The organism is Brevundimonas sp. NPDC058933 (assembly GCF_049315965.1).
GTDB lineage: Bacteria > Pseudomonadota > Alphaproteobacteria > Caulobacterales > Caulobacteraceae > Brevundimonas.
The window spans coordinates 635,129-660,354 of record NZ_JBMOSL010000001.1; the positions used below are offsets into that span (position 1 = coordinate 635,129).

The following is a 25,226-nucleotide window of genomic DNA, read 5'->3' on the forward strand; positions in this document are numbered from 1 at the left end:
TTCCCATTCCGCGCTTCCGGTATGGCGATTGATGCTCGCTCGACATTCACGGCGATTGTCCGATTGCGGAAATCGGAGCTGATAATCGTCATCCGAGACAACCGCCCTACCTTCCGGATTTCCATCAGCACTAAGAAAATGGGCTAGGCCACCGTCAGAACCAAACCGGAAGAGCAACGGATCTCCGCCACGATCAGGAGTGCACTGCAATGTTGTGAGAGGTGCTGGTTGAGCGGCACATGAAGCCAACCAGAGGCCCACCAACGCCGCAAGAAACGGACGCCCCCTCACCCCACGCTCCCCTCAAGGCTGATCGCCACCAGCTTCTGCGCCTCGACGGCGAACTCCATCGGCAGCTTCTGCATCACGTCGCGGACGAAGCCGTTGACCAGCAGGGCCACGGCCTCTTCCTCCGACAGACCGCGCTGCTGGGCGTAGAAGAGCTGGTCTTCCGACAGGCGGGTCGTCGTCGCCTCGTGCTCCAGCTGGGCCGAACCGTTGCGGGCCTCGATATAGGGGATGGTGTGCGAGCCGCATTCTTTCCCGATCAGCAGGCTGTCGCACTGGGTGAAGTTGCGCACGCCCGTCGCCTTGGGGTGCACCGAGACCAGGCCGCGATAGGTCGAGTCCGACTTGCCCGCCGACACCGCCTTGGCGATGATCCGGCTCTTCGAGTTCTTACCCAGGTGGATCATCTTGGTGCCGGTGTCGGCCTGCTGATGCCCGTTGGTGATGGCGATAGAGTAGAACTCGCCCGAGCTTTCCTCGCCCTTCAGGATGCAGGACGGGTATTTCCAGGTGACGGCCGAGCCGGTCTCGACCTGGGTCCACGACACCTTCGAGCGGTCGCCGCGGCAGTCCGCGCGCTTGGTGACGAAGTTGTAGATGCCGCCCTTGCCCTCGGCATCGCCGGGGTACCAGTTCTGAACCGTCGAGTATTTCACCTCGGCGTCGTCCAGGGCCACGATCTCCACGACCGCCGCGTGCAACTGGTTCTCGTCGCGCATCGGCGCGGTGCAGCCTTCCAGATAGGAGACGTATGAGCCCTTGTCGGCGATGATCAGGGTCCGCTCGAACTGTCCGGTCTGGCTGGCGTTGATGCGGAAATAGGTCGACAGCTCCATCGGGCAGCGCACGCCCGGCGGGATGTAGACGAAGGACCCGTCCGAAAAGACCGCGCTGTTCAGGGCCGCGAAATAGTTGTCCGACACCGGCACGACCGATCCCAGATACTGACGCACTAGATCAGGATATTCGCGCAAGGCCTCGGAAATCGGCATAAAAATCACGCCGACCTTGGCCAGTTCGGCCTTGAAGGTCGTGACCACGCTGACGCTGTCGAACACGGCGTCCACCGCATAGCGCGGCGCGCCCTCGACCCCGGCCAGGACCGCCTGCTCGCCCAGAGGAATGCCCAGCTTGGCATAGACGGCCAACAGTTCGGGATCGACCTCGTCCAGCGACTTCGGCCCCTCCTTCTGCTTGGGCGCCGCGTAGTAGAACAGGTCCTGATAGTCGACCGGCTCATACTTCACCGAGGCCCAGGTCGGCTCTTCCATCGCCAGCCAGCGCTCATAGGCGGCCAGGCGCCATTCCAGCATCCATTCCGGCTCGCCCTTCTTCTCGGAGATGAAGCGGATGATGTCGGCGTTCAGGCCGCGCGGCGCATATTCCGTTTCGATGTCCGAGGTGAAGCCATGCTCGTATTTCTCGAGCGCGGCGACAGCATCGACAGTTTCCTTAACAGCAGCCATGACTTACGCGACTTCCTTCACACGCTCAGACAGGCGCGCTTGATGCTTGTTCCAGGCCGTGACCCAGGCCTCGGCGAACCGATCCCAGTCGCCTTGCGTCGTGCCCCAGCCGCCGGAAACGCGCACGCCCCCGGTCGCCAGATGGTCCAGGCCCATGGCGCTGATCGCCTTCGACGGCTTCACCTTGCCCGACGAACAGGCCGAGCCGGCCGAGACCATGACCCCGACCAGATCCAGCGTGATCAGCTGCTGCGGGCTGTCCCAGCCCTCGACGGCCATGAACAGGGTGTTGGGCAGACGCGGAGCCGCGCCGCCGATGATGGTCGCGCCCGCCGCCTTGACCTTGGCCTCGGCCGCATCGCGCCAGACGGCGTGCGCCATGGCCGCATCCAGATCGCGCGCGGCGCAATCCGCCGCGGCTCCAAATCCGGTGATGCCCGGCACGTTCTCGGTCCCGGCGCGCAGGCCGCGCTCCTGACCCGCGCCATGCAGGATACGCACGGCGGCGACGCCTTCCTTGAGCACCAGAGCGCCCACGCCCTGCGGTCCGCCCAGCTTGTGCGCCGACAGGGTCAGGCTGTCCGCATCCAGCGCCCGCATGTCGACCGGCACCTTGCCCGCCGACTGGATGGCGTCGACGTGCAGCCAGCCGCCCGCCGCGCGCACCAGAGCCGCCGCTTCGGCGATGGGCTGGATGACGCCGCTTTCGTTGTTCGCATGGTGGATGGCGACCACGGCCCGGCCCGGGCGCGCCAGCGCCTCGGCCAGACAGGCCAGATCGACCACGCCGTGCGTATCGACAGGCAGCACCTCAACCGGCGCACCCGACGCCGACGCCGCCTCGGCCACGCAAGGATGCTCGGTTGCGCCGACGATCAGCCGCTCACAGCCCCCCGCCAGAGCGCTGACAACGGCCTGAGCATTGGATTCCGTCCCGCCCGAGGAAAAGACCACGGCGGTCGGATCGGCTCCGACCAGTTCGGCCACCTGAGCTCGCGCCGTCTCGACCCGCGCCCGCGCCCGGCGACCGGCGGCGTGAACCGCCGACGGATTGCCGTTGTCGGCCAGAGCCCTGGCCATGATTTCCTGCACTTCGGGACGCACCAGACCCGAGGCGTTGTAGTCGAGGTAGATGCTCACGCCGCCGCCTCCATGCCCGCCGCAGCCGACACAGCCCCCATGCGCGCCTGACCTGTGCGGTTCTGGATCACGTCTTCCAGACTGACGCTGGCGAGATAGCGATGGATTTCCTGGCCCAGATCTTCCCACAGGTGGTGGGTGATGCAGCGTTCGCCCTTGATCATGCAGCCCTTGGGCGAACCAGCGCCGACGCAACGGGTGGCGCGGATGGGTTCGTCTACCGCCAGAACAATCTCGGCCACGGCCGTCTCATGCGCCTCGCGCGCCAGACGATAGCCGCCGCCGGGACCGCGCACGCTCTTGACCAGACCACTTTTGCGCAGCCGCGCAAATAGCTGTTCCAGATAGCTGAGAGAGATTTCCTGACGCGTCGCGATCTCGGCCAGCGACACCGCCCGGTCCGCGCCGTTGCGCGCCAGATCGGCCATCGCCATTACGGCGTATCGTCCCTTTGTCGACAGGCGCATCAAAAGCCCTCAAAAATATCACGCTTTTCGGGGCTCATGTGTTAGAACCCGCGCCCTCGCAGACAAGTGCGCCGCGCAGGGCGGACTTAGAAAGTCCTACTGCGTTGGTCAAGTATTGTCCGCCCGCGAAACGACAGTTGAAGACAGGATTCCGCTGATCCATGCCTGAAGTCATTCTTCCCGGCGCCTCGGGCCGCATCGAAGGCCGCTATTCGCCCGGCAAGCGCCCGAACGCGCCGATCGCCCTGATCCTGCATCCGCACCCCAAGGCGGGGGGGCACATGAACAACCCGGTGGCGGTGACCCTGCACCAGTTGTTCGTCCAGCGTGGGTTCGCCACCCTGCGCTACAACTCGCGCGGCGTCGGCAAGTCGCAGGGCGAGTTCGACAGCGGCATCGGCGAGCTGGCCGACGCCGCCACCGCTCTCGACTGGCTGCAGTCCAACAACCCCGCCGCCACCCAGACCTGGGTCGCCGGCTATCAGTTCGGCGCCTATATCGGTATGCAACTGCTGATGCGCCGCCCCGAGACGGACGGCTTCATCTCGGTGTCGCCGCCCTCGAACATGTACGACTTCAGCTTCCTGGCCCCCTGCCCGGCCTCCGGCCTGTTCCTGCACGGCACCAACGACACCGTGGTGCCGCCGGTCGAGGTCGAACGCGTGGTCAACAAGCTGCGCACCCAGAAGGGCATCGTCATCGACTACGAACTGGAAGAGGGCGCGAGCCACTTCTGGCAGGACCATATCGGCGCGGTCGAGCGTCGCGTCGGGGCCTATCTGGACAAGCGTCTGGAAGAAAACCCGGCCTAAGGCCTCATGTGTCGACCCGGGTTTCGGCCCGGGTCTTCCACATCGACCACAGGATGCCCGCGGCCAGGATGGCGGCCGTCACGCCGAGCGAGATCGCCGGCGGAAACTTCTCCAGCCCCATCAGCGGCGCGGCGATGACCTTCCCCCCGATGAAGACCAGCAGGATCGCCAGCGCCTGTTTCAGATAGGCGAAGCGGTGGATCACCGCCGCCAGCGCGAAATACAGCGCCCTCAGCCCGAGAATGGCGAAGATGTTGGACGTGTAGACGATGTAGGGGTCGGTCGTGATGGCGAAGATGGCCGGCACCGAATCCACGGCGAAGATCACATCGGCGAACTCGATCGTCACCAGGGCCAGGAACAGTGGCGTGGCGTGCCAGACCCATCGCCCCGCCGCATTGGGCTCCCGCACGAAGAACTGCGCCCCGTGCAGGTCCTCTGTCACGGGCACATGCCGCCTCAGCCATTTGACGAGACCTTGTCCCGTCGCCGCCTCCTCCTTGGGGCTGGTTGCGATCATCCGGCCTCCGGTGAAGATCAGGAAGGCGGCAAAGACATACAGGGCCCACTCATAGCGACTGACCAGGGCCGCCCCCGCTGCAATCATCACGGCTCGCAGAACGATAACGCCCAGAACGCCCCAGAACAGAACTCGGTGCTGATGCAGGCGCGGAATGCCGAAGGCGCTGAAGATCATGGCGATCACGAAGACGTTGTCCATCGCCAGGCTCTTCTCGATGGCGAATCCCGTCAGGTAGTCCAAGCCGCTGTCCGACCCCAGCCGCACCCAGACCCAGGCTCCGAACAGCAGGGCCACAGCGATATAGAAGCCGGACAGCAGCAGGCTTTCCCGTACCTCGATCTCATGCGCCTTGCGATGCAGGACGCCCAGATCGAAGGCCAGCAAGCCCACCACGACCGCCAGAAAGCCCGCCCACATCCAGGCGGGCTTGCCCATCCACTCGACCGCCAGGAACTCCATTCGCGCCTCTGGACCCTATGTGTCGCCGACGCCCGAACGGACAACCGGCGCGGCCCGACATCACGACCTGCGCCGCCAGAGGGGCCCGGTCCGCTGAGGGAACAACGCCAAACCGGCGAGGGCGTTCAGCGCCTCAACTGCGACCTAATGTTCGCCTTCCGCCGCCGCGAAGGCTGAGGATCGGTGTGCGCGAACGCACCAGACGACGCTGACGACCATCAGGCTCATGGCGACGATCTCGATCACAGTCGGCCCGCGCCCCTCCCACAGGAAGCCGTAGAGGAAGGCGAACAGGGTCTCGGACACAATCATCTGGCCCAGCATGGTCAGGGGCAGGAGGCGACTGGCCTGGTTCCAGAAGGCGTTGCCGATAATGGAGGCGAAGACGGCGACGGCGAGGCTGACCCCGATCAGCCGCACCCAGGCCTCGCTCGGCCAGACGCCCATGGTCAGCACCGCCGGGACCGCCAGCAACAGGGCGAACCCGCCTGTCACCACCCCGGTCAGCAGCGACCAGTCATGGGGCGACACATCGGGCAGACGGCCCATCCATCGGCTGTTGCCCACGGCAAAGGCGGACCACGACAGCAGAGCCGCCAGAGCACAGCCCAGACCCATCAGGATCTGAGCCCCGTCGTGGCCCACCCCGCCGCCCTGGCTCATGGATTCCCAGCCGATCAGGCCGACCGCCAGGGCGGCCACCGCGATCGGCGGCGCCACGCGCGACAGCGGCGGCGCGTCCTTGTCCTTCATGCCCCACAGCGCCACCACGACCGGCACCATGCCGACGATCAGAGCCGACGCCCCGACGCCCGCAAAATGCACGCTGACCACCAGGAAGACGAAATAGATGATGTTCCCGGCCAGGCTCAGCCAGGCCAGCGCCCGCCAGGCCTTCCAGTCCAACGCCGCCGTGACCCGCCGCCAACGCGGGGCGATCAGCAGGGCTGCAATCAGTCCATAAGCAAGGTAGCGCCCTGCCGTGAGCATCAACGGCGAGGCTTCGGGCGCGATCTTGGGCGCCAGGAAGACCAGCCCCCACATGGCTCCGGCCGCGCAGCCGCTGGCGACACCCCAGAAGCGCTGGGATTGCAGCAGGCTCACTGTTCGCCCGGCTCCACGATGCGGCCGCCGGTCAGGGGTTCGGCCACGCCCGTCGTGCCGGGGAAGCTGATCGGCAGGCCCAGCAGGCAGCGCGCCGCCAGGAAGGCGAAGGCTTCGGCCTCAATGCTGTCGCCGCGCCAGCCCTCGTTCTCGGCGGTCGTCACCGGCACGCCCGCGCGCTCGCGGATCGCCGCCAGCAGGACCGGATTATGCCGTCCGCCGCCGCAGGCCACGACCTTGGTCGGCCGTTCCGAACAGCGCGCCACGCCCAGCGCCGCCGCCTCAGCGGCAAAGGCCGTCAGCGTCGCCGCCGCGTCTTCCAGCGACAGGCCCGCCACCGGGTCCAGCGAGAAATCAAACCGATCCAGCGACTTCGGCCCCGTCGCCGCAAAATAGGGATGCGCCAGATAGGCAGCCAGCACGGCCTGATCGACGGTCCCCGCCGCCGCCAGCTTGCCGCCCTCGTCCATGCGCCTCTTGCCGCGCGACTGGACCAGCAGGTCAACCATGCCGTTGGCCGGACCGGTGTCGAAGGCCTCCAGCCCGCCATCCGCGCGGACCAATGTGATGTTCCCCACTCCGCCCAGGTTCAGCACGGCGACCGGCCCGCTGAGGCCCGCCTTGCGTACCAGGGCCGCGTGATAGACCGGGGCCAGCGGCGCCCCCTGCCCGCCCGCAGCCACGTCCGCGCTGCGGAAATCATAGGCCGTGCGCACGCCCAGGCCCTCAGCCACGCTTAAGGCGTCGATCAGTTGCACCGTCCGGCCAGGCAGGTCCGGCGTCGGCGCCTCGTGCAAGACCGTCTGACCGTGCACCCCGACAATATCAAGCCCGCTGGCCTTCACCCCATTGACCGCCATGAAGCTGAGCGCTGCCGCCAGATGGGCGTCGGCCACCGCCATGCGGGCGTCCTCGAAACTGTCGGGCTCTTCCTCGTCACGCTCCCAGTCCAGGGCGTCCTCAATGGCGTCCTCGACGATGGCGCGCGTCTCGGCGTCCAGCTTCATCTCGCCCGCCGGGCCGAAGCTGACGATGTTTTCGCCGTCGGTTTCGATCACCGCCATGTCCACGGCGTCGAGCGAGGTGCCGGTCATGAAACCGAGCACGCGGAGGGTCTTTGTCGAGGAGGTCGTCATGCCGGGTTGACTGCCATGTGAGGCACGCCGTAGCTAGGGGAATGATCGCCGCCCGCGCCCTTTCCGGCCTGTATTACCGTTCGCTGAGCTAGCGAGCGGCCGCGATCTCGTGCCGCCTTCGCTGGCGGTGCGACTTCCTCGGTAAGGAAGACGGCCGCCGGCATCCCTGCTACGGAGCCGTCCATGACCGACCAAGCCTTCAAGTCCGACTTTCTCAAGACCCTGCAATCGCGCGGCTATATCCACCAGGTGACCCACCCGGCGGAGCTGGACGAGGCCGCCTCGAGCGGGATCGTGACGGCCTACATCGGCTTCGACGCCACGGCCCCTTCCCTTCACGTCGGCAGCCTGATCCAGATCATGATGCTGCGCCGTCTGCAGCAGGCCGGGCACAAGCCCGTCGTCCTCATGGGCGGCGGCACGACCAAGGTCGGCGACCCCACCGGCAAGGACGCCTCGCGCCCGCAACTGACCGACGAGACGATCCAGGCCAACATCGCCTCGATCAAGACCGTGTTCGAGAAGTTCCTGACCTTCGGCGACGGCCCGTCCGACGCCGTCATGGTCGACAACAACGACTGGCTGTCCAAGTTCGGCTACGTCGAGTTCCTGCGCGACTACGGCACGCATTTCACCATCAACCGCATGCTGAGCTTCGACTCGGTCAAGCTGCGCCTTGAGCGCGAGCAGCCGATGACCTTCCTCGAGTTCAACTACATGCTGATGCAGTCGGTGGACTTCCTGGAGCTGAACCGCTCGCTGAACGTGACGCTGCAAATGGGCGGCTCGGACCAGTGGGGCAACATCACCTCGGGCGTCGATCTGGTGCGCCGCGTGGATCAGAAGGCCTCCTTCGGCCTGACCACCCCCCTTCTGACCACAGCCTCGGGCGGCAAGATGGGCAAGACGGCCCAGGGCGCGATCTGGCTGAACGCCGAGCAGCTCAGCCCCTACGACTACTGGCAGTTCTGGCGCAACGCCGAGGACGCCGACGTCGGTCGCTTCATGCGCCTGTTCACCGACCTGCCGCTGGACCAGATCGCGCTCTACGAAGCCATGGAAGGCGCCGGCATCAACGAGGCCAAGAAGGCCCTGGCCGACGCCGCGACCTCCATGCTGCACGGATCGGAGGCCGCCCACGCCGCTCGCGCCGCCGCCGAGGCCGCCTTCGAGAAGGGCCAGCTCTCGGCCGACCTGCCCACTGTCGAGCTGCCGCGCGACGAAGTGGTCGGCGCCATGATCGCCGCCGTGGTCACCAAGGCCGGCCTCAGCACCTCCAACGGCGAGGCTCGTCGCCTGGCCCAGGGCGGCGGCCTGCGTCTGAACGACGAAGCTGTCGCTGACGGCGCGCGCCTGATCGAAGACACCGACGTCAATGCTGACGGCGTGTTCAAGCTGGCCGCCGGCAAGAAGAAAATCGTCCTGGTGCGTCCCATCTAACTCGCTCATCCCGGCGGACGCCGGGATCCAGTGCTTTGGCTTCAACCGCAGCGGTTGGTTCACTGCAAATCACTCAACCGGCGACGCCGCGGCTCTCACTGAGTCCCGGCGTCCGCCGGGATGAGCGGAGATTAAGATGGTCGAGATCACCGAAAACCAAGCCGCCCCCGCGTTCGATCTCGCCACCGACGGCGACGGCCGCGTCACGCTGGCCGACCTCAAGGGCAAGTCGGTCGTTCTCTACTTCTATCCCAAGGCCGACACCCCCGGCTGCACGACCGAGGGTCTGGATTTCTCGGCCTTGGCCGATCAGTTCGCCGCCGCCAACACCGTCGTCATCGGCGTCTCGCGCGACGCGGCGAAGAAGCTGGACCGCTTCAAGGCCAAGCACGACCTCAAGGTCATCCTCGGCTCCGACGAGGACGGCGTGGTCTGCGAGGCCTACGGAACCTGGGTCATGAAGAAGCTCTATGGCCGCGAGTACATGGGCGTCGAACGCGCCACCTTCCTGATCGACGGCGCAGGCGTGGTCCGCCGCGCCTGGCGCAGTGTCAAGGTCAAGGGACACGCCGAACAGGTGCTGGACGCCGCTCGATCCCTCTGATCAGCGTTAGGCGTAATGCTTCTCAGGCCAAGCTTGCCTCTGTCGCCGACCTGACCCTAACTGCTGCCCAAGGGGCTATTAGTAGGATTAGGCCGGCCTTGCTGGCGAGATGCGGAGAGCACCATGTTCAACAAGAGCAAGCCGTTCGACAACGGTCCTTCCAACGGCCCATCCGGCGGAATGAGCATCCCGCCTGCGCCGGAGCCGACCCCCGCCTCGACGCCTTCGGCGGCGCCTTCTGTTTCGTCGCGCGCGCCGGAAGCCGCGCGCCCGGCGGCCGCCTCGCGTTCGACCAGCCTGTCGACGTTGTCGGCCGGTGTGAAATACGAGGGCAATATCTCGGGCGCCGGAGAACTTCAGGTCGATGGGTCACTGAAGGGCGACATCCGCGTCGTCCGCGTCACCATCGGTGAAGGCGGCTCGGTCGAGGGCACGGTTCACGCCGATGTTCTGGACGTGCGCGGCCGCGTCTCAGGCGCCATCGTCGCCAAGCAGGTCAAGCTGTTCGCCACCGCCCGCATCGAAGGCGACATAACTCAGGAACAGCTGTCGATCGAACAGGGCGCCTGGTTCCAAGGCCGCTGCACTCAGGCCAAGCGCGACACACCCGGCGCCTCCATGCTCGACGCTCCGGAAAAACCCGCCGCTCTCGCCGCGCCCAAGGCCGACAAGGCGGAAGCCAAGCCCGCCGCCTGATTGGCGGCGCACGCAAAATGAAAAGGGGCGGCCCGCAGGCCGCCCCTTTTTTAGTTCCCGTCGCGGGTCTCACCCACGCGTGCCGCCAGCGCCGCGCCCATGAAGGCGTCCAGATCGCCGTCCAGAACCCCTTGCGTATCCGAGGTTTCGACTTCGGTGCGAAGGTCCTTGACCATCTGATACGGCTGCAGGACGTAGGATCGGATCTGGTGACCCCAACCGATATCCGTCTTGGCGTCCGCAAGAGCCTGAGCCGCCGCCTCACGCTTCTGCAGTTCCAGTTCGTAAAGGCGCGCACGCAGCATCTTCCACGCCATATCGCGGTTCTGGTGCTGCGAACGACCGGCCTGACACGCGACCACGGTATTGGTCGGCATGTGGGTCAGGCGCACGGCCGAGTCCGTCTTGTTGATGTGCTGACCGCCCGCGCCCGAAGCGCGATAGGTGTCGGTCCGCACGTCGGACGGGTTGATGTCGATCTCGATCGTGTCATCGACAACCGGCGAAACGCCGATGGAGGCGAACGAAGTGTGCCGCTTGGCCGCCGCGTCATAGGGGCTGATTCGGACCAGTCGGTGCACGCCCGATTCCGACTTCAGCCAGCCATAGGCGTTCGGTCCCTCGATCAGGATGGTGGCCGACTTGACCCCGGCCTGCTCGCCCTCTTCGTGGGCCTCGATCGTGACCTCGTAGCCGTGGGCCTTGGCCCAGCGCGAGTACATCCGCAGCAACATGCCGGCCCAGTCGTTGGACTCGGTGCCGCCGGCGCCGGAGTTCACTTCCAGATAGGCGTCGTTGCCGTCGGCCTCGCCGGACAGCAGGGCTTCCAGTTCGGCGCGCGCGGCGCGTTCCTTGACGGCGCGCAGCTGTTCACGAGCCTCTTCGAGGGTGGCCTCGTCGCCCTCCTCGTCGGCCATCTCGGCCAACATCACGCCTTCTTCCAGCGCACTTTCCAGTTCGCGGACGCTGTTGATCTGGGCTTCCAGACGCGAACGGTCACGGCTGACGGCCTGGGCCTGTTCCGGGTTGTCCCAAAGGGTCGGATCTTCGACCCGAGCGTTCAGCTCATCCAGTTTTCGAAGCGAGACATCCCAGTCAAAGACGCCTCCTGAGCAGAGCGGCGCTCTGCTCGATGTCAGCCTTCATGGCCTCGACATCCGGTCTCATCGCAATCTCCTGCGAACAAACACCTTCCCTCAAGCAGGTCCGCACCGCGTGCGGGCCGATAGGGAAAGCAAGATGAAAAACCGGCGCGCCTGCGGACAGGCGCGCCGGTTGGTGGGTCTACCTAGAGCCTCAGTAGAGTCCGCTCAAGTCCTCGGCCGGCTGCTTCTTCGGCGGCGGCGGCGCTACGGCGGCGGGCGGGGCCGCAGCCGGGGCCTGCGCCGCCTCCTGCTCGCGACGGATCACGTCGTTATAGTTCTGGGGCCCGACAGGCTGGACAGGACGCGGCGCCTCCTCGCGGATCTGACGCTCGGTGCCGGGACGGAAGGCTTCCTCGATGCCGTTGACCGTCCGGAAGACAGCGTTCTTGGGTCTTACAAAGGGTCGCGCCGGGCGTTCCTTCAGCGCGACCGTCATGAAGTCGGTGAAGATCGGCACGGCGGTCGCCGCCCCGGCCTCGCCCCCGCCCAGCGACCGGTTGTCGTCAAAGCCGACGAAGACGCCGACCACGATGTCGCTGGAGAATCCGACGAACCAGGCCGAACGATACTCATTGGTGGTGCCGGTCTTGCCGCCGACCCAGCGACCCAGACCGCGAGCGCTGGCTCCGGTGCCGCGCTGGATGACGCCTTCCAGCATCGAACTCATCTGATAGGCGGTGATCGGGTCAATGACCTGGGTCCCGCGATCTTGAAGGCGCGGCGATTCCTGGCCGCTGAAACCACGCGTGCAGTCCCGGCACTGTCGTCGGTCGGCCCGGTGAATGGTCTGGCCGTTCCGGTCCTGAACCATCTCGATCAGATAGGGATCGACCCTGCGACCGCCATTGACGAAGGCGGCGTAGGCGGCGGTGATGCGATAGGGAGTAGTTTCCCCCGCCCCCAGCGACATGGCCAGGTTCGGCGACATATCATCGACCACGCCCATCTTCCTGGACAGATCCACCACATTCTTCATGCCGACCGCCTGGGCCAGACGCACAGTCATGACGTTGCGCGACAGCTCCAGCCCACGACGCAGGGTCTGGGGACCGTAGTACTGGCGACTATAGTTTTCAGGCGTCCAGCGGCCGCCATTGGCCCCGCCGGGGAAGCTGATCGGCGCATCCAGAACGATGCTGGCCGGGTTGAAATCGCCTTCCAACGCCGCCGCATAGACGAAAGGCTTGTAGGCCGAGCCCGGCTGGCGCTTGGCCTGGGTTGCGCGGTTGAAGCTGGACAGGGCGTAGGAATAGCCGCCTACCATGGCCAGGACGCGCCCTGACTGGGGTTCGATGGCCACCAGAGCGCCGTTCACGGCGGGGACCTGTTTCAGGCCGAACTGGCCGCCCTGCGGCTCCACGAAGATCAGATCGCCCCGCTTCAGAGGACGATTGGCGTTGGCCCAGGCCGCGTCGGACACGATCAGTGAGCCGGTGCGATCATCGCGAGCTGTGCGGATACGCACATTATTTCCGCTGACGCTTTCAACGGCGGCAGGCTGCCAGGTGCGGCGCTCGGGCGGCGTGTTCTTCTTCAGTGCATCGGCCTGCCAGCCCTCAGCGAAATCGGTCGTGCCCCAGGCGCCGCGCCAGCCGTGACGGCGGTCATAGCGCTCCAGCCCGTTCATCAGGGCGTCCCGCGCGGCCGACTGGAGTTTCGGATCCAGCGTTGTGCGCATGTAGTAGCCGCCGCGGTTGACCTCTTCCTGACCGAACAGGCCAATGGCGCGACGGCGGGCTTCCTCGACGAAGAAGTCGGCGTCGGCGTATTCGGCCCGCCGCGGGGCGGCGCGGGTGTTCAGCGGACGGGCCAGAGCCGTCGCAAGCTCCTCCTGCGTCAGCCATTTGTTATCGGCCATCTCGCCCAGAACCCAGTCGCGACGCCCCTTGGCGGCGCCCGGATGGCGTTTCGGATTGTAGTTGTTCGGCCCCTTGGGCAGGGCTGCCAGGAAGGCCGCCTCGTCCGGGGTCAGCTGGTTCAGCGACTTGCCGAAATAGTTGTAGGCCGCCGAGGCCACGCCGTAGGAGCGATAGCCCAGGTAGATCTCGTTCAGATACAGTTCGAGGATCTGTTCCTTGGTCAGGGTCGCTTCCAGACGGCTGGAAAGGATGGCCTCCTTCAGCTTGCGGTTCAGGCTGGATTCGTTGGTCAGCAGGACATTCTTGGCCACCTGCTGGGTGATAGTAGACCCGCCCTCAAGCCGCCGTCCCGACAGGACGTTGAACACGTTCTTGAACATGGCCCGGCCGATGCCGGACACGTCGATGCCGCCGTGCTGGAAGAAATGACTGTCTTCGGCGGCCAGGAAGGCGTGGACCACCTGCTCCGGCACCTGGTCATAGGTGACGTAGATGCGTCGTTCGTCTGAGAACTCCCCGATCAGGGTGCCGTCGCCGGCGAAGACGCGCGTCGCCGTCGCCGGACGATAGTCCGCCAGCTCGGACGCATCCGGCATGTCGTGCAGGACCCAGGCCGCATAGATAGCCACGACCAGCCCGGCCACAGCGATGCCGCCCAGCAAGGCGACGCCTGCCATAACGAACCAGCGTTCGGCTATCTTCACCGTGAACTCCGCAAGACGCGCCCCAGGAATTGTCGTTTATCGCGCGTCGCCCGCGCCGCAAAGCGGAACCGCAAACTCAACCCTTGTCGCGCAGCAAACGGGCCTTGTCGCGCTGCCAGTCGCGCTCGGCCGAGGCCTCGCGCTTGTCGTGCAGCTTCTTGCCCTTGGCCAGAGCGATCTCGAGCTTGGCCTTGCCTCTTTCGTTCAGGTACAGGCGCACCGGAATGATGGTCCGCCCGTCGCGCTGGACGGCGCCGATCAGCTTGTCGATCTGCTTGCGGTGCAGCAGCAGTTTCCGGTGACGGCGCGGCTCGTGATTGAAGCGGTTGGCCTGCTTGTAGGGCGGGATGTCAGAGTTGATCAGGACGATCTCTCGCCCCTCCACCGCCGCGTAGCTTTCGGCGATATTGGCCCGTCCGTCGCGCAGCGCCTTGATCTCGGTCCCCAGCAACTGGATCCCGGCCTCGATATAGTCCTCAAGGAAATAGTCGAAGCGCGCACGCCGGTTCTCGGCGATCACCTTCCTGGGCGTTTCCGTCGACATCAGATGACCCCGGCTTCCGCCATGGCCTGGTCGATCTGAGGTTTGACGGCGTCACGGGTCAGGGACAGCGGCAGGCGAACCTCCTCGCTGCACAGCCCCAGCCGGGCCAGGGCGTACTTGGCCGGCGACGGCGAATTGTCGAGGAACAACCCCTTGTGCAGGTCGATCAGTCGGTCCTGCCAAGCCCGCGCCGTGGCGTAGTCGCCGGCGGCGACCGCGTCATACATGGCGACCATGGCTTCCGGCGCGACGTTCGAGGTGACCGAGATCACACCCACGCCGCCGCTGGCGGCATAGCCCAGCCATGTGGCGTCATCGCCGCTGATCAGATCGAAGGGCTCGCTGATGTGGCTGCGCATCCAGCTGACGCGCGAGATGTCGCTGGTCGCGTCCTTGATGCCGACGATGTTGGGGTTGCGCGCCAGATGCGCCACCGCCTCATTGCACAGATCGACGCCGCACCGGCCCGGCACGTTGTAGAGCAGCATCGGAATCTGCACGGCGTCGGAAATCGCCTCGAAGTGGGCGATCATGCCTTCTTGAGAAGGCTTGTTGTAATAGGGCGTCACCACCAGGGTCGCGTCGGCGCCGACCTCCTTGGCGAAGGCCGACAGTTCGATGGCCTCATGCGTGGCGTTCGAACCGGCCCCGGCGATCACGCGCACGCGGCCCGCCGCAATGTTCACGCACTGCTCGATGACGCGCTTGTGCTCGTCCATTCGCAGCGTGGCGCTTTCCCCGGTCGTTCCAACAGGGACGACGCCATGGACGCCTGCGGCGATCTGGCGTTCCAGAAGTTTTTCAAATGCCCCTTCGTCCACGTTTCCGTCACGAAGAGGTGTGATCAAGGCGGTGATCACGCCCTTGAACAAGGGGGCGGTCATAGGAACAAGATACCTGCGCGGTGTTTCGGGCGGCTTGCCGCCCTTTTGAAGAGGCAGGGAGCGTAGGTTGCTCGCCGCTCGGCCGCAACCAGTGATGAATGAGGATCGGACATCTGATGATCGCGACGACCGTGGCCGCCGCCCTGGCGATTCTGACTCCGCCAGCCCAGGACGTGCTGAACAGCACGCCTGCGCCCTATGCCTCCAGCCAGAACGGCGTCATCAGCGGCCAGGACATGGCCCTGTTCCAGCAAGGCCTGGCCTCTGCCCGCGCCCGCGATGTCGTCGGCACCCAGTCGATCATGGGTCAGATCTCCGACCCCACGGCGAAAAAGTTGGTCGAATGGGCCCTGGTGGACACCTCCGACAGGCAACTGTCCTACGCAGATCTGGCCCGCGCCCAGACCGACCTCGCCAACTGGCCGCGCGGTGATTCGCGTCGGGCCGCTGGCGAGCGCGCCCTCGCCATGGCCAACGCCTCGCCCGACACCGTCGTCGCCTTCTTCAATGGCGCGGCCCCGACGACCGCCGAGGGCGCCATCGCCCTGGCCGGCGCCCTGGAGCAAAAAGGCCAGCGCCGCGAAGCCCAGGACCTGATCCGCGACTGGTGGCGCAACCGTTCGTTCGAAGAAGCGCAGCAGTCCACGATCGCCAACCGCTGGGGCGGATGGCTGAACGCCGACGATCATGTCACGCGCCTGAACATGCTGCTGCTCGGCCCGCACGGACCGGCGACCCGCGCCATGGTCTCTATGGTCCCCGCCGACCGTCAGGCCGTCGCCAACGCCGTCATGGCCCTGCGCACCGCCTATTCGCCCGACGCCCTCGTGGCCGGCCTCAGCCCCGCCGTCGCCAACGACCCGGCCGTCGTGCTGGAGCGCGCGCGCCTGCTGCGCTCGGCCGGTCGCCAGTCCGAGGCCTTCCCCCTGCTATCCGCCCTGCCCCCCGCCCCCTCGCACAAGGAGGGCCAGGACACGCTTTGGAGCGAGCGCCGCAACTACTTCCTGGACGCCCTGCAACAGGGCGACCCCCGCGCCGCCTACGCCGCCATGAACGGCCACGGCTTTCCCTCGGGCGAGCGCAAGGTGGACGCCGAGTTCTTCGCCGGCTGGGTCGCCCTGACCAAGCTGAACGATCCCGCCACCGCCGCCCAACACTTCGAGGTTCTACGCAACAGCTCCTCCACCCCCATCACCCAGGGCCGCGCCCTCTACTGGCTGGGCCGCGCCGCCGAGGCGCGCGGCGACCGACAGGGGGCCCAGCGCTGGTATCAGGCGGGCGCGGAGCACTGGCAGACCTTCTACGGCCAACTGGCCGCCGAAAAAGCCGGGATCACCACCCTGACCCTGCCCGGCGAACCCGCCCCGACGCCCGAGGACGTCAACCGTTTCGAGGGCAATGAGGTGGTCCGCGCCACCCGTATCCTGGGCGCGGCGGGTGAAAAGACCCTGATGCGGGTCTTCGCCTACCACCTCGACGACACCCTGCCCTCACCCTACGACCTGTCGCAGCTGTTCGACCTGATGCAGGGCTATGGCGACCAGTTCGGCTCGATGATGGTCGGTCGCGCCGCCAGCCAGCGCGGCTTCGTCATGCCTGAACGCATGTATCCGGTACGCATCCCGCCCCAGACCTCGGGCGCCGCGCCGCTGGAGTTCACCCTGGCCATCACGCGCCAGGAGTCCAGCTTCGATCCCATGGCGCGCTCCGGCGCCGACGCGCGCGGCATGATGCAGTTCCTGCCCGCCACGGCGCAGGGCGTGGCCCGCCGCATGGGCATCCCCTTCTCGCCGGATCAACTGTGGGACCCCGACGTCAACATGCGTCTGGGCAGCTACCATCTGGCGGAGTTGACCAGCAATTTCGGTGGATCGCCGCTGCTGGCGACGGTCGGCTACAACGCCGGTCCCGCCCGTCCGCCGCAATGGGTGGCCCGCTGCGGCGACCCGCGCAGCAATCAGGTCGACCCCATCGACTTCATCGAATGCGCGCCCTTCACCGAAACGCGCAACTACATGATGCGGGTCATGGAAAACATGCAGGTCTATCGCGCCCGCCTGAACGGCGGCTCGGCCCCGCTGACGCCATCCGCAGACCTGGCGCGCGGCACGCCCCCCAACAGCGGCCCGCGTTCCTATCAACCCTGAGACAAGGATGGCGGGCCACTATCGCAGCGGTCCGCCAATCAGACTTGGAGGAGTCTCCGCGCCGCCAGCAGCGGCCCATCCGACGCCTCGACCCAAACCCCATCCAGACCGAAGACCGAACGCAGCACATCCGACGACAGGGCCTCGACGGGCGCCGCATCCGCAACCACGCGGCCAGCGTCAAGCACGACCACCCGATCCGCGATCCGCGCCGCCAGCGTCAGGTCGTGGAGGCTGACCAGCACGCCGCCGCCCGCGTCGGCCCGCGCCCTCAGCCGCTCCAGCACCAGCAACTGCGCGTCCGGGTCCAGCCCGGCGATCGGTTCATCCGCCAGCAATAGCGGCGCCTGAACCACAAGCGCCCGCGCCAACAGCACCCGCGCCCGCTCGCCGCCCGACATCTCGGCCACGCCGCGCTCGGCCAGATGCCCTGCCCCGACCTCGTCCAGCGCCGCCCGCGCCCGTTGCAACGCCGCATCCCCCGTCAGGAAGGGCGCGCCCAGCGCCGCTGCCTCGATGGCCGGCAGGTTCCAAGCGATATGCCGTTCCTGCGGCAGATAGGCCGCCCGCGTTCCACGCTCACGCTCGGACAAACGGCGCACATCCTCGCCGCCCAGCTTGGCCGCGCCGCTTTGCAGAGGCGTCAGACCCAAAGCCGCGCGGATGGCGCTCGACTTGCCCGCACCATTCGGCCCACACAGGGCGACCAGTTCCCCGGCCCCAACTGACACGCTGACCCCGTCGAGCACCGTCGACGCGCCCATGCGCGCCACGACGCTGTCCAGCTCCAGCAAGGCGCTCACAGCCGCCACTCCCGCGCCGCGCGCCAGGCGATCAGGGCGAACAGCGGCGCGCCGACCAGGGCCGTGAACACGCCCAGCTTCAGTTCCTGATCCGTCGCCATCAGTCGCGCCGCCAGATCGGCCAGCACCAGCATCAGCCCGCCGGCCAGCGCCGAGGGCAGCAGCAGCCGCCCCGGATCGCCGCGCACGGCGGCGCGCACCAGATGCGGCGCGGCCAGACCGACAAAGCCGATCACCCCGGCCACCGCCACCGCCGCTCCCGCCGCGACCGCCGAGGCGATCAAGGCGAGCACCCGCATCCGCCCCATCGACAGACCCGACGCCCGCGCGGCTTCCTCGCCCAGCGTCAGCATCCGCAAGCCCGGCGACGCCCCTGCCGCGAAGACGGCAGCGACCGCCAGCGCCGGCGCCACCCAGGCCACGTCGATCCAGCTGCGGTTCTGCACCGAGCCCAGCAGCCAGTTCATCACCTCAGCCGAGGCGATGGGCGACGGCGACAGGTTGAAGATCAGGGCCGTCAGCGCCCCGGCAAAGCTCGACAGCGCCACCCCGAACAGGATCAACGCCTCGGGCGCTCGCACGCGAGCCGCGATGACCACCAGCAACAGTCCCGCCAGCGCCGCCCCAACCAGAGCCGCACTCTCCACCAGGCCGGGAATGGCCGCCGCTCCCAGCACAATGGCTCCCGCCGCACCCAGCGCCGCCGTGGCCGACACGCCCAGCACGCCGGGATCGGCCAGCGGGTTCCTCAGCAGACCTTGCAGCACAGCTCCCGCCAGCCCCAGCGCCGCCCCGACCATGAGGGCGCAGACCGCGCGCGGCGCCCGCACCTGCCACAGCACCTCGCCCGGCCCCGACGCCGGATCAGCCAGGGCCTGCCCATACTGGGCCGCCGACAGGGCCGTCTCCCCGAACAGCACTGCCCCGACCAGGGCCAGCAGAATCGCCGCCGCTAGCCCGAGCTGCAGGCTCAAATGTCTGTTCATCGCGCCGCGTCCGCCAACAGGACCGCCGCGTCAGCCGCGAACCAGGCGGGACAGCTCAGCGTCGCGGCCGGCAGATCCGCCACCGTCCGCCCCTGCGCGGCGCGCGCCACCACCGGATGCCGCCCCGGCCCGCGCCAGTCCGCCCGCCACTGCTGGAAGAAGCCCCGCACGAACAGAGCCGGCGGGCTCAGCGCGATCTTCTCGATCCCCAGCGGCTGATAGCCCGACCCGGTCACGCCGTTGCGGAACCCCGCCGCCTTCAGAATGGAATCGATCAGCGACCCCGCCCCGGTCGTATAGCCGCCCGGCGTGACGTAGACGGCTTCCCGCCCGCGTCCCCCGCCTGCCGCCTGGGCCAGCCGCCGGTCCATGTGGGCGATCAGGGCCGCGCCCCGCGCCTCCTGGCCCAGCCCCTGCGACACGGCCCTCAGATTCTCGCGGACCCCGCGCATGTCGGTCGCGTCATTGACGGCCAGCACTCGCGTCCCGCGCTTGTCCAAGGCGGCCAACAGGCGCGGCTCCCCGCCCCAGTAGCGAACCACGACGTCCGGCTGAAACCCGATAGCCGCCTCCAGCGTCGGCCGAACCCTAGGCCGCCCCCGCGCCGCCTCACGCATCCAGGAATCCGGATCGTCCGCCCGCGACGACAGAGCCAGTTCGGCCTCGGGCGCCAGGGCCAGGACATACTGGTCCGCGCACTGATCCAGCGACAGCACCCGCAACGGCCGCGCCTCGGCTACGGCCGGCGTCAGGACAAGGAGCGCCAGAAAAGCGCCGCGCCAAGGCCTCACGGCTTCAAAAGGCCGGCGAACAAGGCGTCCAGCATCGTCCGGGTCAGTTCCTCCCGGTCCGCCCATTCAAAATAGGGCTTTGTGATCCGCAGCGAGACGATGCCGTGCCCGCAAGCCCAGATAGCCTGGGCCAGCATGGCGGGATCTCCCCGCATCCGTCCCGCGGCCACAGCCTGTTCAACCACCGCAACGAAGGCGCGAAACAGTTCCGATCCTGTTTCCTGCGCCACCGTCTGGGCGCCCTCTCGCGCCTCCACCGGACGTGTCAGATAGGTCAGGCGGTAGGCGTTGGGATTATCAAAACCGAACTTGATATAGGCCTCGATCATTCGCCGCAGCCGCGCCTCAGGCGGCTCGTCCTGAACCAGAATCTGCTGGTGGGACGCAATCAGCGCTTCGAAGGCACCTCGGCAGATTTCATGCAGCATCTCGCTCTTGTCGGAGAAGTGCATGTAGAGCGCCGTTGATGAAAGACCCACCTCGTCGGCGATCTTTCGAATCGTCGCGCCCTCATAGCCATGCTCGACGAAGATGCGCTCTGCGGCGGTCAGGATTTCTGCGCGCCGCGCATGGCCTTCGCCCTTGGGCTTGCGGGCGGAGCGCGGCGTAGTGGTCAAGTCGCCGGACAATCCACAACTCCATGATGGGAAGAGACCTGCATAGCCGCCCCCGCGCGAATCGCCAATCGCTTGCCACCAAGCAAACACTGACGTTAATAGTAATGGATAACGCGGTTCGGGGGAGGCTGATGCACGGAACTCAAAGGGCCTTGCAGCCCAGCATCGGCGCTCGCGCGGCCCGGGTCACGACGACACCCAAGCAACTCATGACGGGGGCGATATTGCTCGTCGGCGGAACGGCGTCCGCCCTCGTCTGGCCGCATGTCGGCGCAGCTCTGCTGATCCTGGTCCAGGCAGGCTTCCTCGTCATCGTTCTGTGGCGTTTTCTGACAGTGATCGTCAGTCAGCAACCTAGTCCGCCATCGCCGCCCGCACCGGCGGCCTTGCCGCGTTATTCGGTTGTGGTGGCGCTTTATGACGAAGCCGCGATCCTGCCCTATCTCGTCGAACGCTTGTCCCGTCTGGATTATCCCGGACACTTGCTCGACGGCTATCTGGTTCTGGAGGCGCACGACCAAGCCACCATTTCCGCCGCTTTGGCCATGAAACGCCCGGCTTGGCTTCAGGTTCTTGTGGTTCCATCGGGTGTTCCGACAACCAAACCCCGCGCCCTCAACCACGCCCTGGCCGTGGCCAAGGGCGAGTTCCTGACCGTCTATGACGCCGAGGACGATCCCGACCCGCTACAGTTGAAGGAGGCTGCGGCGCGTTTTGCGAACGAGGATGACGACCTCGTCTGCCTTCAGGCGCCGCTGCGTATCCGTCGCATTCACCGAGGGTATGAGGACTCGCCCTTTCTCGATCGCCATTTTGCTGCGGAATACGCCGCCCTGTTCGAGATCACACTTCCCGCGATGGCCCGCATGGGAATGCCGTTTCCCCTGGGTGGCACCAGCAATCACTTCCGCACGTCCGCCTTGCGAGCGCTCGACGGCTGGGACGCATGGAATGTAACCGAAGATGCGGATTTGGGCTTTCGCATATGGCGTCGCGGATGGCGCCTCGGCGTTCTGACACGTCCGACCTACGAAACGCCGCCCGGCCGGCTGCTTCACTGGCTTCCCCAACGAACGCGTTGGCTAAAAGGCTATATGCAGACCCTGCTAGTGCACACACGATCGGTGTCCGGCATGGGGTGGCGAGGCTGGAGCGCCCTGGCCCTGACGCTCGGAGCCGCATTGGCCTCGGCTGCGCTTCACGCCCTCTCCGTTGCATGGATTGCGACATTTTTCCTGCTGGCGCTGCTGGCGCGAGACCTGCCTGCGACGCCATGGATGGGCCTCGGCATCCTGTTGAGCGGCACAGCCGCAGCCGCCATGACAACCCTGATCGGCGCCCGTCGCGCTCATACGCCCTTCAACGCCTGGGATGTCCTGGCGGCCCCGGGCTATTGGTCGCTGCTGAGTCTCGCCTTCATCCACGCCTTGATCAGGCTGATCGCGGAGCCTCATCGCTGGGACAAGACCGCTCACAAGCCGGATGTCGCGCCCCAGGATTTCCCGCCGATGCCCGAGTCGGCGGTCGCCGAGTCTGGACGAGCAGCCGCCTGAGCGCCTATCAGCCGCAGATGGCTCCCGTTCTCTCCCCCACGCCCGAAACCCTCGTCACGCGAGGCTGGTCCGACTATGCGCTGCTCGACAGCGGACACGGTCGCAAGCTGGAGCGTTACGGCCGCTACACCGTGGTCCGGCCCGAGCCCCAGTGCTTCTGGGCGCCGCGCGATCCGGCGGCCTTCGAGCGCGCCACCGCCGTCTTCGATCCGCAGCAGGAAGAAGAAGACGCCGGTCGCTGGCGCTTCGACGCCCACGGCCCCATCGACGCCTTCCCGCTGAAATGGCGCGACGTGCGCTTCACCGGCCGCTTCACCCCCTTCCGCCACCTGGCCTTCTTCCCCGAGCAGGCGGCCAACTGGGAATGGATGGACGCCCGCGTCCGCACCCTGAACCAGCCGAGGATCCTGAACCTGTTCGGCTATACCGGCGTCGCCAGCCTGGCCGCTGCGGCGGCGGGCGCGCATGTGACCCACGTGGACGCCTCCAAGAAGTCCGTCGCCTATGCCCGCGAGAACGCCGAGCAGTCGGGCCTATCCGACCACCCCATCCGCTGGATCGTCGAAGACGCCCGCAAGTTCGTCGCCCGTGAGGTGCGTCGCGGCTCGAAGTACGACGGCATCATTCTGGACCCGCCCAAGTACGGTCGCGGCGCCAACGGCGAGGTCTGGCGCCTGTTCGAGGACATGCCTGAACTGCTGAAAGACTGCGCCGCGCTTCTGTCCGACGACGCCTCTTTCCTGTTGCTGAACGCCTATGCCGCCCGGATTTCAGGCCTGTCTCTGGCGCACGCGATGGCGGAAGCCACGCATGATCGCGGCGGACGCATCGACTGGGGCGAACTGGCCTTGTCGGAGGACGGTCCCGACGCCCGCGCCATCGGCCTCAGCTTCTTCGCCAGATGGAGCGCCTGATGTTTGAGCGCGTCATCACCTCCCTGACCAACGACACCATCAAGTCGGTTCGCGCCCTGCACATGCGCAAGGAACGCGACCTGACCGGCCGTTTCCTGGCCGAGGGTCTGAAATTCATCGGCGAAGCCCTGGATCAGGGCCGCGCCCCGGTCATGCTGCTGGTCGGCGAAGAGGCCCGACCTCATCCCTTGCTGGACCGCGCCAAGGCCGAGACAATCAGGGCCGGCGGCCAGATCATCGTCGTGACGCACGCCATCCTCGAAAAGATCAGCCGTCGCGACAATCCCCAGACGGTGCTGGGCGTGTTCGAGCAGGTCTATACCCCGCTGGACGCCATCAAGCCGGACGCCAAGCCCTGCTGGGTGGCGCTGGAGCAGGTGCGTGATCCGGGCAATCTGGGCACCATCATCCGCACGGCGGATTCCGCCGGTTGCGGCGGCGTCATCCTGATCGGCGACTGCGTCGATCCCTTCTCGGTCGAGGCCGTGCGCGCCACCATGGGCTCGGTCTTCGCCGTCACCATCAGTAAGGCCTCGCGCGAGGAATTCCTGGCCTGGCGCGCTCAGTGGCCCGGCAGCGTCATCGGCACCCGTCTGGACGCCCAGCACGGCTATCGCGACAGCCCCGTGCTCCACCCGGCCCTGATCATGATGGGCAATGAACAGGCCGGCCTGACCGACGACCTGGCCGCCGCCTGCGACCTGAACGTCAAGATCCCCATGCGCGGCCGGGCCGACAGCCTGAACCTGGCCATCGCCACCGGCATCATGGTCTATGCCGTGACCGACGCAGCCTACGGCACTGACATCTAAGGCCTAAACCTCGCCCTCCGTCTTGATCCGGTTCATGCCCAGCAGGGCCAGAATGGTCAGGACGGCGGCCACGGCCAGATAGGCGCCCACGGCCTGCAAGCCGTAGCGACCGGCCAGCCAGGTCGCCGCGAACGGCGCCAGCGACGCCCCCAGAATCCCCGCCAGATTGAAAGTCATCGACGCGCCGGTATAGCGCACCGTCGTCGGGAAGGGCCGCGCCAAGGCTGCGGCTAGCGGCCCATAGGTGCAGCCCATCAGGCTGAAACCTATGATGAAGAAAGCCACCACGCCCGCCAGCCCGCCGCTGCCGAACAGCGGGGCCAGCACCAGGCCGAATAGAGCGATGGCGACCGACGTGACCAGCAGGGTCCGCCCCTGCCCCCAGCGATCCGCCGCCAGGGCCGACAGCGGAATGAACAGGCCGAAGAAGCAGACGCCCAGCAGTTGGATCGGCAGGAACTGCTCGCGGGTATAGCCCATCGCCGTCGTCCCCCAACCCAGGGCGAAGACCGTCATCAGATAGAACAGGACAAAGGTGGCCATCCCCGCCAGCGTCCCGGTCAGCAGGGCGAACTTGTGCCGCGCCAGCAGGGTCAGGATCGGCGTATCGACCCGCTCGGCCTTGTCGATGGCGGTCTTGAATTCCGGCGTCTCGGTGATGCGCAGCCGCACCCACAGGCCAACGAAGACCAGCAACGAACTGGCGATGAAGGGAATGCGCCAGCCCCAGGTCAGGAACTGCTCATTGCTCAGCGTCGCCGTCAGGATGATGAAGCTCAGGGTCGACAGGATGAAGCCGATCGGCGCGCCCAGCTGCGGGAACATGCCGAACCAGGCCTTCTTGCCCGGCGGCGCGTTTTCGGTCGCCAGCAGCACCGCCCCGCCCCACTCGCCACCCAGACCCAGGCCCTGCCCGAACCGGCACAGGGCCAGCAACAGAGGCGCGATCACGCCGACCGAATGCCAGGTCGGCAGCAGGCCGATGGCCACCGTCGACAGCCCCATGGTCATCAGGGCCGCGACCAGAGTCGCCTTGCGCCCCACCTTGTCGCCGAAATGGCCGAAGACGACAGCGCCCACGGGCCGCGCGAAGAAGGCGATGGAGAAGGTGGCGAAGGACGACAGCATGGCCGTCGTCGCGTCCTCGCCGGGGAAGAACAGGGCCGGAAACACCAGCACCGCGGCCGTGGCGTAGATGTAGAAGTCGAAGAACTCGATCGTCGTGCCGATCAGGCTGGCGAACAGAATTCTCCGTTTGGAGGCGACAGGCGGTGAGGGTGCAGCGTCGGCCACGCGAAATCCTTGCATTGATGCAAGCTCATTGCGGTGCGC

The 25,226-nt window shown here is 66.8% G+C and carries 23 protein-coding genes; 8 read left to right on the forward strand and 15 right to left on the reverse strand.

Annotated features, from left to right (window positions below; genetic code table 11):
* Window positions 1–287 precede the first annotated feature (287 nt).
* The 3 genes from sufB to ACOZBP_RS03015 are packed head-to-tail and all read right to left on the reverse strand — an operon-like array spanning window position 288 to window position 3,361.
* Window positions 288–1,754, reverse strand: coding sequence for a Fe-S cluster assembly protein SufB (gene sufB, locus ACOZBP_RS03005; protein ID WP_114816509.1), 1,467 nt, complete (start codon window positions 1,752–1,754; stop codon window positions 288–290).
* 3 nt (window positions 1,755–1,757) lie between these two features.
* A complete protein-coding gene (locus tag ACOZBP_RS03010; protein WP_422674975.1) occupies window positions 1,758–2,894 on the reverse strand; it encodes a cysteine desulfurase family protein in 1,137 nt (378 codons plus the stop codon).
* Window positions 2,891–3,361, reverse strand: coding sequence for an Rrf2 family transcriptional regulator (locus ACOZBP_RS03015; protein WP_422674976.1), 471 nt, complete (start codon window positions 3,359–3,361; stop codon window positions 2,891–2,893). The genes ACOZBP_RS03010 and ACOZBP_RS03015 overlap by 4 nt, the downstream gene beginning before the upstream one ends.
* 161 nt (window positions 3,362–3,522) lie before the next feature.
* Here ACOZBP_RS03015 and ACOZBP_RS03020 point away from each other — a divergent pair, with 161 nt between their 5' ends.
* Window positions 3,523–4,173 carry an alpha/beta hydrolase gene (locus tag ACOZBP_RS03020; protein ID WP_422674977.1) on the forward strand — a complete coding sequence of 217 codons (651 nt, stop codon included), beginning with the start codon at window positions 3,523–3,525 and terminating at the stop codon, window positions 4,171–4,173.
* A 4-nt stretch (window positions 4,174–4,177) separates the two neighbouring features.
* On the opposite strand, the gene ACOZBP_RS03025 is transcribed toward ACOZBP_RS03020, so the two are convergent.
* From ACOZBP_RS03025 to ACOZBP_RS03035, 3 genes are all read right to left on the reverse strand, one after another.
* A complete protein-coding gene (locus ACOZBP_RS03025) occupies window positions 4,178–5,155 on the reverse strand; it encodes a TerC family protein (protein ID WP_422674978.1) in 978 nt (325 codons plus the stop codon).
* Window positions 5,156–5,299: 144 nt separating this feature from the next.
* The gene (locus tag ACOZBP_RS03030) at window positions 5,300–6,259 is read right to left on the reverse strand and encodes a DMT family transporter (RefSeq protein ID WP_422674979.1); all 960 of its coding nucleotides are present in this window, start codon (window positions 6,257–6,259) and stop codon (window positions 5,300–5,302) included.
* On the reverse strand, window positions 6,256–7,395 hold the full coding sequence (locus tag ACOZBP_RS03035; protein WP_422674980.1) for an anhydro-N-acetylmuramic acid kinase: 1,140 nt from the start codon (window positions 7,393–7,395) through the stop codon (window positions 6,256–6,258). Before ACOZBP_RS03035 ends, ACOZBP_RS03030 begins: the two co-directional genes overlap by 4 nt.
* 183 nt (window positions 7,396–7,578) lie before the next feature.
* Here ACOZBP_RS03035 and tyrS point away from each other — a divergent pair, with 183 nt between their 5' ends.
* The 3 genes from tyrS (at window position 7,579) to ACOZBP_RS03050 (ending at window position 10,135) form a co-directional block, all read left to right on the forward strand.
* Window positions 7,579–8,835: a tyrosine--tRNA ligase gene (tyrS, locus tag ACOZBP_RS03040; protein WP_422674981.1), complete on the forward strand. Its 1,257-nt coding sequence runs from the start codon at window positions 7,579–7,581 to the stop codon at window positions 8,833–8,835.
* A gap of 136 nt (window positions 8,836–8,971) precedes the next feature.
* Window positions 8,972–9,439 carry a peroxiredoxin gene (locus ACOZBP_RS03045; RefSeq protein WP_422674982.1) on the forward strand — a complete coding sequence of 156 codons (468 nt, stop codon included), beginning with the start codon at window positions 8,972–8,974 and terminating at the stop codon, window positions 9,437–9,439.
* 123 nt (window positions 9,440–9,562) lie between these two features.
* Window positions 9,563–10,135: a bactofilin family protein gene (locus ACOZBP_RS03050; protein ID WP_422674983.1), complete on the forward strand. Its 573-nt coding sequence runs from the start codon at window positions 9,563–9,565 to the stop codon at window positions 10,133–10,135.
* Between the two features lie 50 nt (window positions 10,136–10,185).
* On the opposite strand, the gene prfB is transcribed toward ACOZBP_RS03050, so the two are convergent.
* The 4 genes from prfB to dapA all read right to left on the reverse strand — a co-directional run bounded on the left by prfB (window position 10,186) and on the right by dapA (window position 15,271).
* Window positions 10,186–11,302 (reverse strand): peptide chain release factor 2 gene (gene prfB, locus ACOZBP_RS03055; RefSeq protein ID WP_422674984.1). Its coding sequence is split into 2 segments (ribosomal slippage): window positions 10,186–11,232 and window positions 11,234–11,302, totalling 1,116 coding nucleotides; the frame shifts between segments, so codons are not numbered across the junction.
* Window positions 11,303–11,431: 129 nt separating this feature from the next.
* On the reverse strand, window positions 11,432–13,816 hold the full coding sequence (locus tag ACOZBP_RS03060) for a penicillin-binding protein 1A (RefSeq protein ID WP_422675480.1): 2,385 nt from the start codon (window positions 13,814–13,816) through the stop codon (window positions 11,432–11,434).
* A gap of 103 nt (window positions 13,817–13,919) precedes the next feature.
* Complete coding sequence (gene smpB, locus ACOZBP_RS03065; protein ID WP_422674985.1) at window positions 13,920–14,387, reverse strand: SsrA-binding protein SmpB; 468 nt, start codon at window positions 14,385–14,387, stop codon at window positions 13,920–13,922.
* Window positions 14,387–15,271 carry a 4-hydroxy-tetrahydrodipicolinate synthase gene (gene dapA / locus ACOZBP_RS03070; RefSeq protein WP_422674986.1) on the reverse strand — a complete coding sequence of 295 codons (885 nt, stop codon included), beginning with the start codon at window positions 15,269–15,271 and terminating at the stop codon, window positions 14,387–14,389. The genes smpB and dapA overlap by 1 nt, the downstream gene beginning before the upstream one ends.
* Window positions 15,272–15,387: 116 nt before the next feature.
* Here dapA and ACOZBP_RS03075 point away from each other — a divergent pair, with 116 nt between their 5' ends.
* Complete coding sequence (locus ACOZBP_RS03075; RefSeq protein ID WP_422674987.1) at window positions 15,388–17,418, forward strand: transglycosylase SLT domain-containing protein; 2,031 nt, start codon at window positions 15,388–15,390, stop codon at window positions 17,416–17,418.
* Between the two features lie 38 nt (window positions 17,419–17,456).
* On the opposite strand, the gene ACOZBP_RS03080 is transcribed toward ACOZBP_RS03075, so the two are convergent.
* The 4 genes from ACOZBP_RS03080 to ACOZBP_RS03095 are packed head-to-tail and all read right to left on the reverse strand — an operon-like array spanning window position 17,457 to window position 20,627.
* Entirely contained in the window at window positions 17,457–18,221 is a 765-nt protein-coding gene (locus ACOZBP_RS03080) for an ABC transporter ATP-binding protein (protein ID WP_422674988.1), read from the reverse strand.
* Window positions 18,218–19,207: a FecCD family ABC transporter permease gene (locus tag ACOZBP_RS03085; RefSeq protein ID WP_422674989.1), complete on the reverse strand. Its 990-nt coding sequence runs from the start codon at window positions 19,205–19,207 to the stop codon at window positions 18,218–18,220. Before ACOZBP_RS03085 ends, ACOZBP_RS03080 begins: the two co-directional genes overlap by 4 nt.
* Window positions 19,204–19,998 (reverse strand): ABC transporter substrate-binding protein, encoded by a 795-nt coding sequence (locus tag ACOZBP_RS03090; protein ID WP_422674990.1) that lies wholly within the window; start codon window positions 19,996–19,998, stop codon window positions 19,204–19,206. Before ACOZBP_RS03090 ends, ACOZBP_RS03085 begins: the two co-directional genes overlap by 4 nt.
* Window positions 19,995–20,627 (reverse strand): TetR/AcrR family transcriptional regulator, encoded by a 633-nt coding sequence (locus ACOZBP_RS03095; RefSeq protein ID WP_422674991.1) that lies wholly within the window; start codon window positions 20,625–20,627, stop codon window positions 19,995–19,997. The genes ACOZBP_RS03090 and ACOZBP_RS03095 overlap by 4 nt, the downstream gene beginning before the upstream one ends.
* Window positions 20,628–20,638: 11 nt before the next feature.
* Between ACOZBP_RS03095 and ACOZBP_RS03100 the strand changes: the two genes are divergently transcribed.
* The 3 genes from ACOZBP_RS03100 to ACOZBP_RS03110 are packed head-to-tail and all read left to right on the forward strand — an operon-like array spanning window position 20,639 to window position 23,894.
* Entirely contained in the window at window positions 20,639–22,168 is a 1,530-nt protein-coding gene (locus ACOZBP_RS03100; protein WP_422674992.1) for a glycosyltransferase family 2 protein, read from the forward strand.
* Between the two features lie 17 nt (window positions 22,169–22,185).
* Window positions 22,186–23,082 carry a class I SAM-dependent methyltransferase gene (locus tag ACOZBP_RS03105; protein ID WP_422674993.1) on the forward strand — a complete coding sequence of 299 codons (897 nt, stop codon included), beginning with the start codon at window positions 22,186–22,188 and terminating at the stop codon, window positions 23,080–23,082.
* The gene (locus ACOZBP_RS03110) at window positions 23,082–23,894 is read left to right on the forward strand and encodes a TrmH family RNA methyltransferase (protein WP_422674994.1); all 813 of its coding nucleotides are present in this window, start codon (window positions 23,082–23,084) and stop codon (window positions 23,892–23,894) included. The genes ACOZBP_RS03105 and ACOZBP_RS03110 overlap by 1 nt, the downstream gene beginning before the upstream one ends.
* A gap of 3 nt (window positions 23,895–23,897) precedes the next feature.
* Here ACOZBP_RS03110 and ACOZBP_RS03115 read toward each other — a convergent pair whose 3' ends face one another.
* Window positions 23,898–25,187 (reverse strand): MFS transporter, encoded by a 1,290-nt coding sequence (locus tag ACOZBP_RS03115; protein WP_422674995.1) that lies wholly within the window; start codon window positions 25,185–25,187, stop codon window positions 23,898–23,900.
* Window positions 25,188–25,226: the final 39 nt, after the last annotated feature.

Bases quoted from the DNA above. Each gene is read 5' to 3' on its own strand.
- sufB (WP_114816509.1), bottom strand. From the start codon at position 1,754: ATGGCTGCTGTTAAGGAAACTGTCGATGCTGTCGCCGCGCTCGAGAAA.
- ACOZBP_RS03015 (WP_422674976.1), bottom strand. From the start codon at position 3,361: ATGCGCCTGTCGACAAAGGGACGATACGCCGTAATGGCGATGGCCGAT.
- ACOZBP_RS03020 (WP_422674977.1), top strand. From the start codon at position 3,523: ATGCCTGAAGTCATTCTTCCCGGCGCCTCGGGCCGCATCGAAGGCCGC.
- ACOZBP_RS03025 (WP_422674978.1), bottom strand. From the start codon at position 5,155: ATGGAGTTCCTGGCGGTCGAGTGGATGGGCAAGCCCGCCTGGATGTGG.
- ACOZBP_RS03035 (WP_422674980.1), bottom strand. From the start codon at position 7,395: ATGACGACCTCCTCGACAAAGACCCTCCGCGTGCTCGGTTTCATGACC.
- tyrS (WP_422674981.1), top strand. From the start codon at position 7,579: ATGACCGACCAAGCCTTCAAGTCCGACTTTCTCAAGACCCTGCAATCG.
- ACOZBP_RS03045 (WP_422674982.1), top strand. From the start codon at position 8,972: ATGGTCGAGATCACCGAAAACCAAGCCGCCCCCGCGTTCGATCTCGCC.
- ACOZBP_RS03050 (WP_422674983.1), top strand. From the start codon at position 9,563: ATGTTCAACAAGAGCAAGCCGTTCGACAACGGTCCTTCCAACGGCCCA.
- ACOZBP_RS03060 (WP_422675480.1), bottom strand. From the start codon at position 13,816: ATGGCAGGCGTCGCCTTGCTGGGCGGCATCGCTGTGGCCGGGCTGGTC.
- smpB (WP_422674985.1), bottom strand. From the start codon at position 14,387: ATGTCGACGGAAACGCCCAGGAAGGTGATCGCCGAGAACCGGCGTGCG.
- dapA (WP_422674986.1), bottom strand. From the start codon at position 15,271: ATGACCGCCCCCTTGTTCAAGGGCGTGATCACCGCCTTGATCACACCT.
- ACOZBP_RS03075 (WP_422674987.1), top strand. From the start codon at position 15,388: ATGATCGCGACGACCGTGGCCGCCGCCCTGGCGATTCTGACTCCGCCA.
- ACOZBP_RS03085 (WP_422674989.1), bottom strand. From the start codon at position 19,207: ATGAACAGACATTTGAGCCTGCAGCTCGGGCTAGCGGCGGCGATTCTG.
- ACOZBP_RS03100 (WP_422674992.1), top strand. From the start codon at position 20,639: ATGATGGGAAGAGACCTGCATAGCCGCCCCCGCGCGAATCGCCAATCG.
- ACOZBP_RS03105 (WP_422674993.1), top strand. From the start codon at position 22,186: ATGGCTCCCGTTCTCTCCCCCACGCCCGAAACCCTCGTCACGCGAGGC.
- ACOZBP_RS03110 (WP_422674994.1), top strand. From the start codon at position 23,082: ATGTTTGAGCGCGTCATCACCTCCCTGACCAACGACACCATCAAGTCG.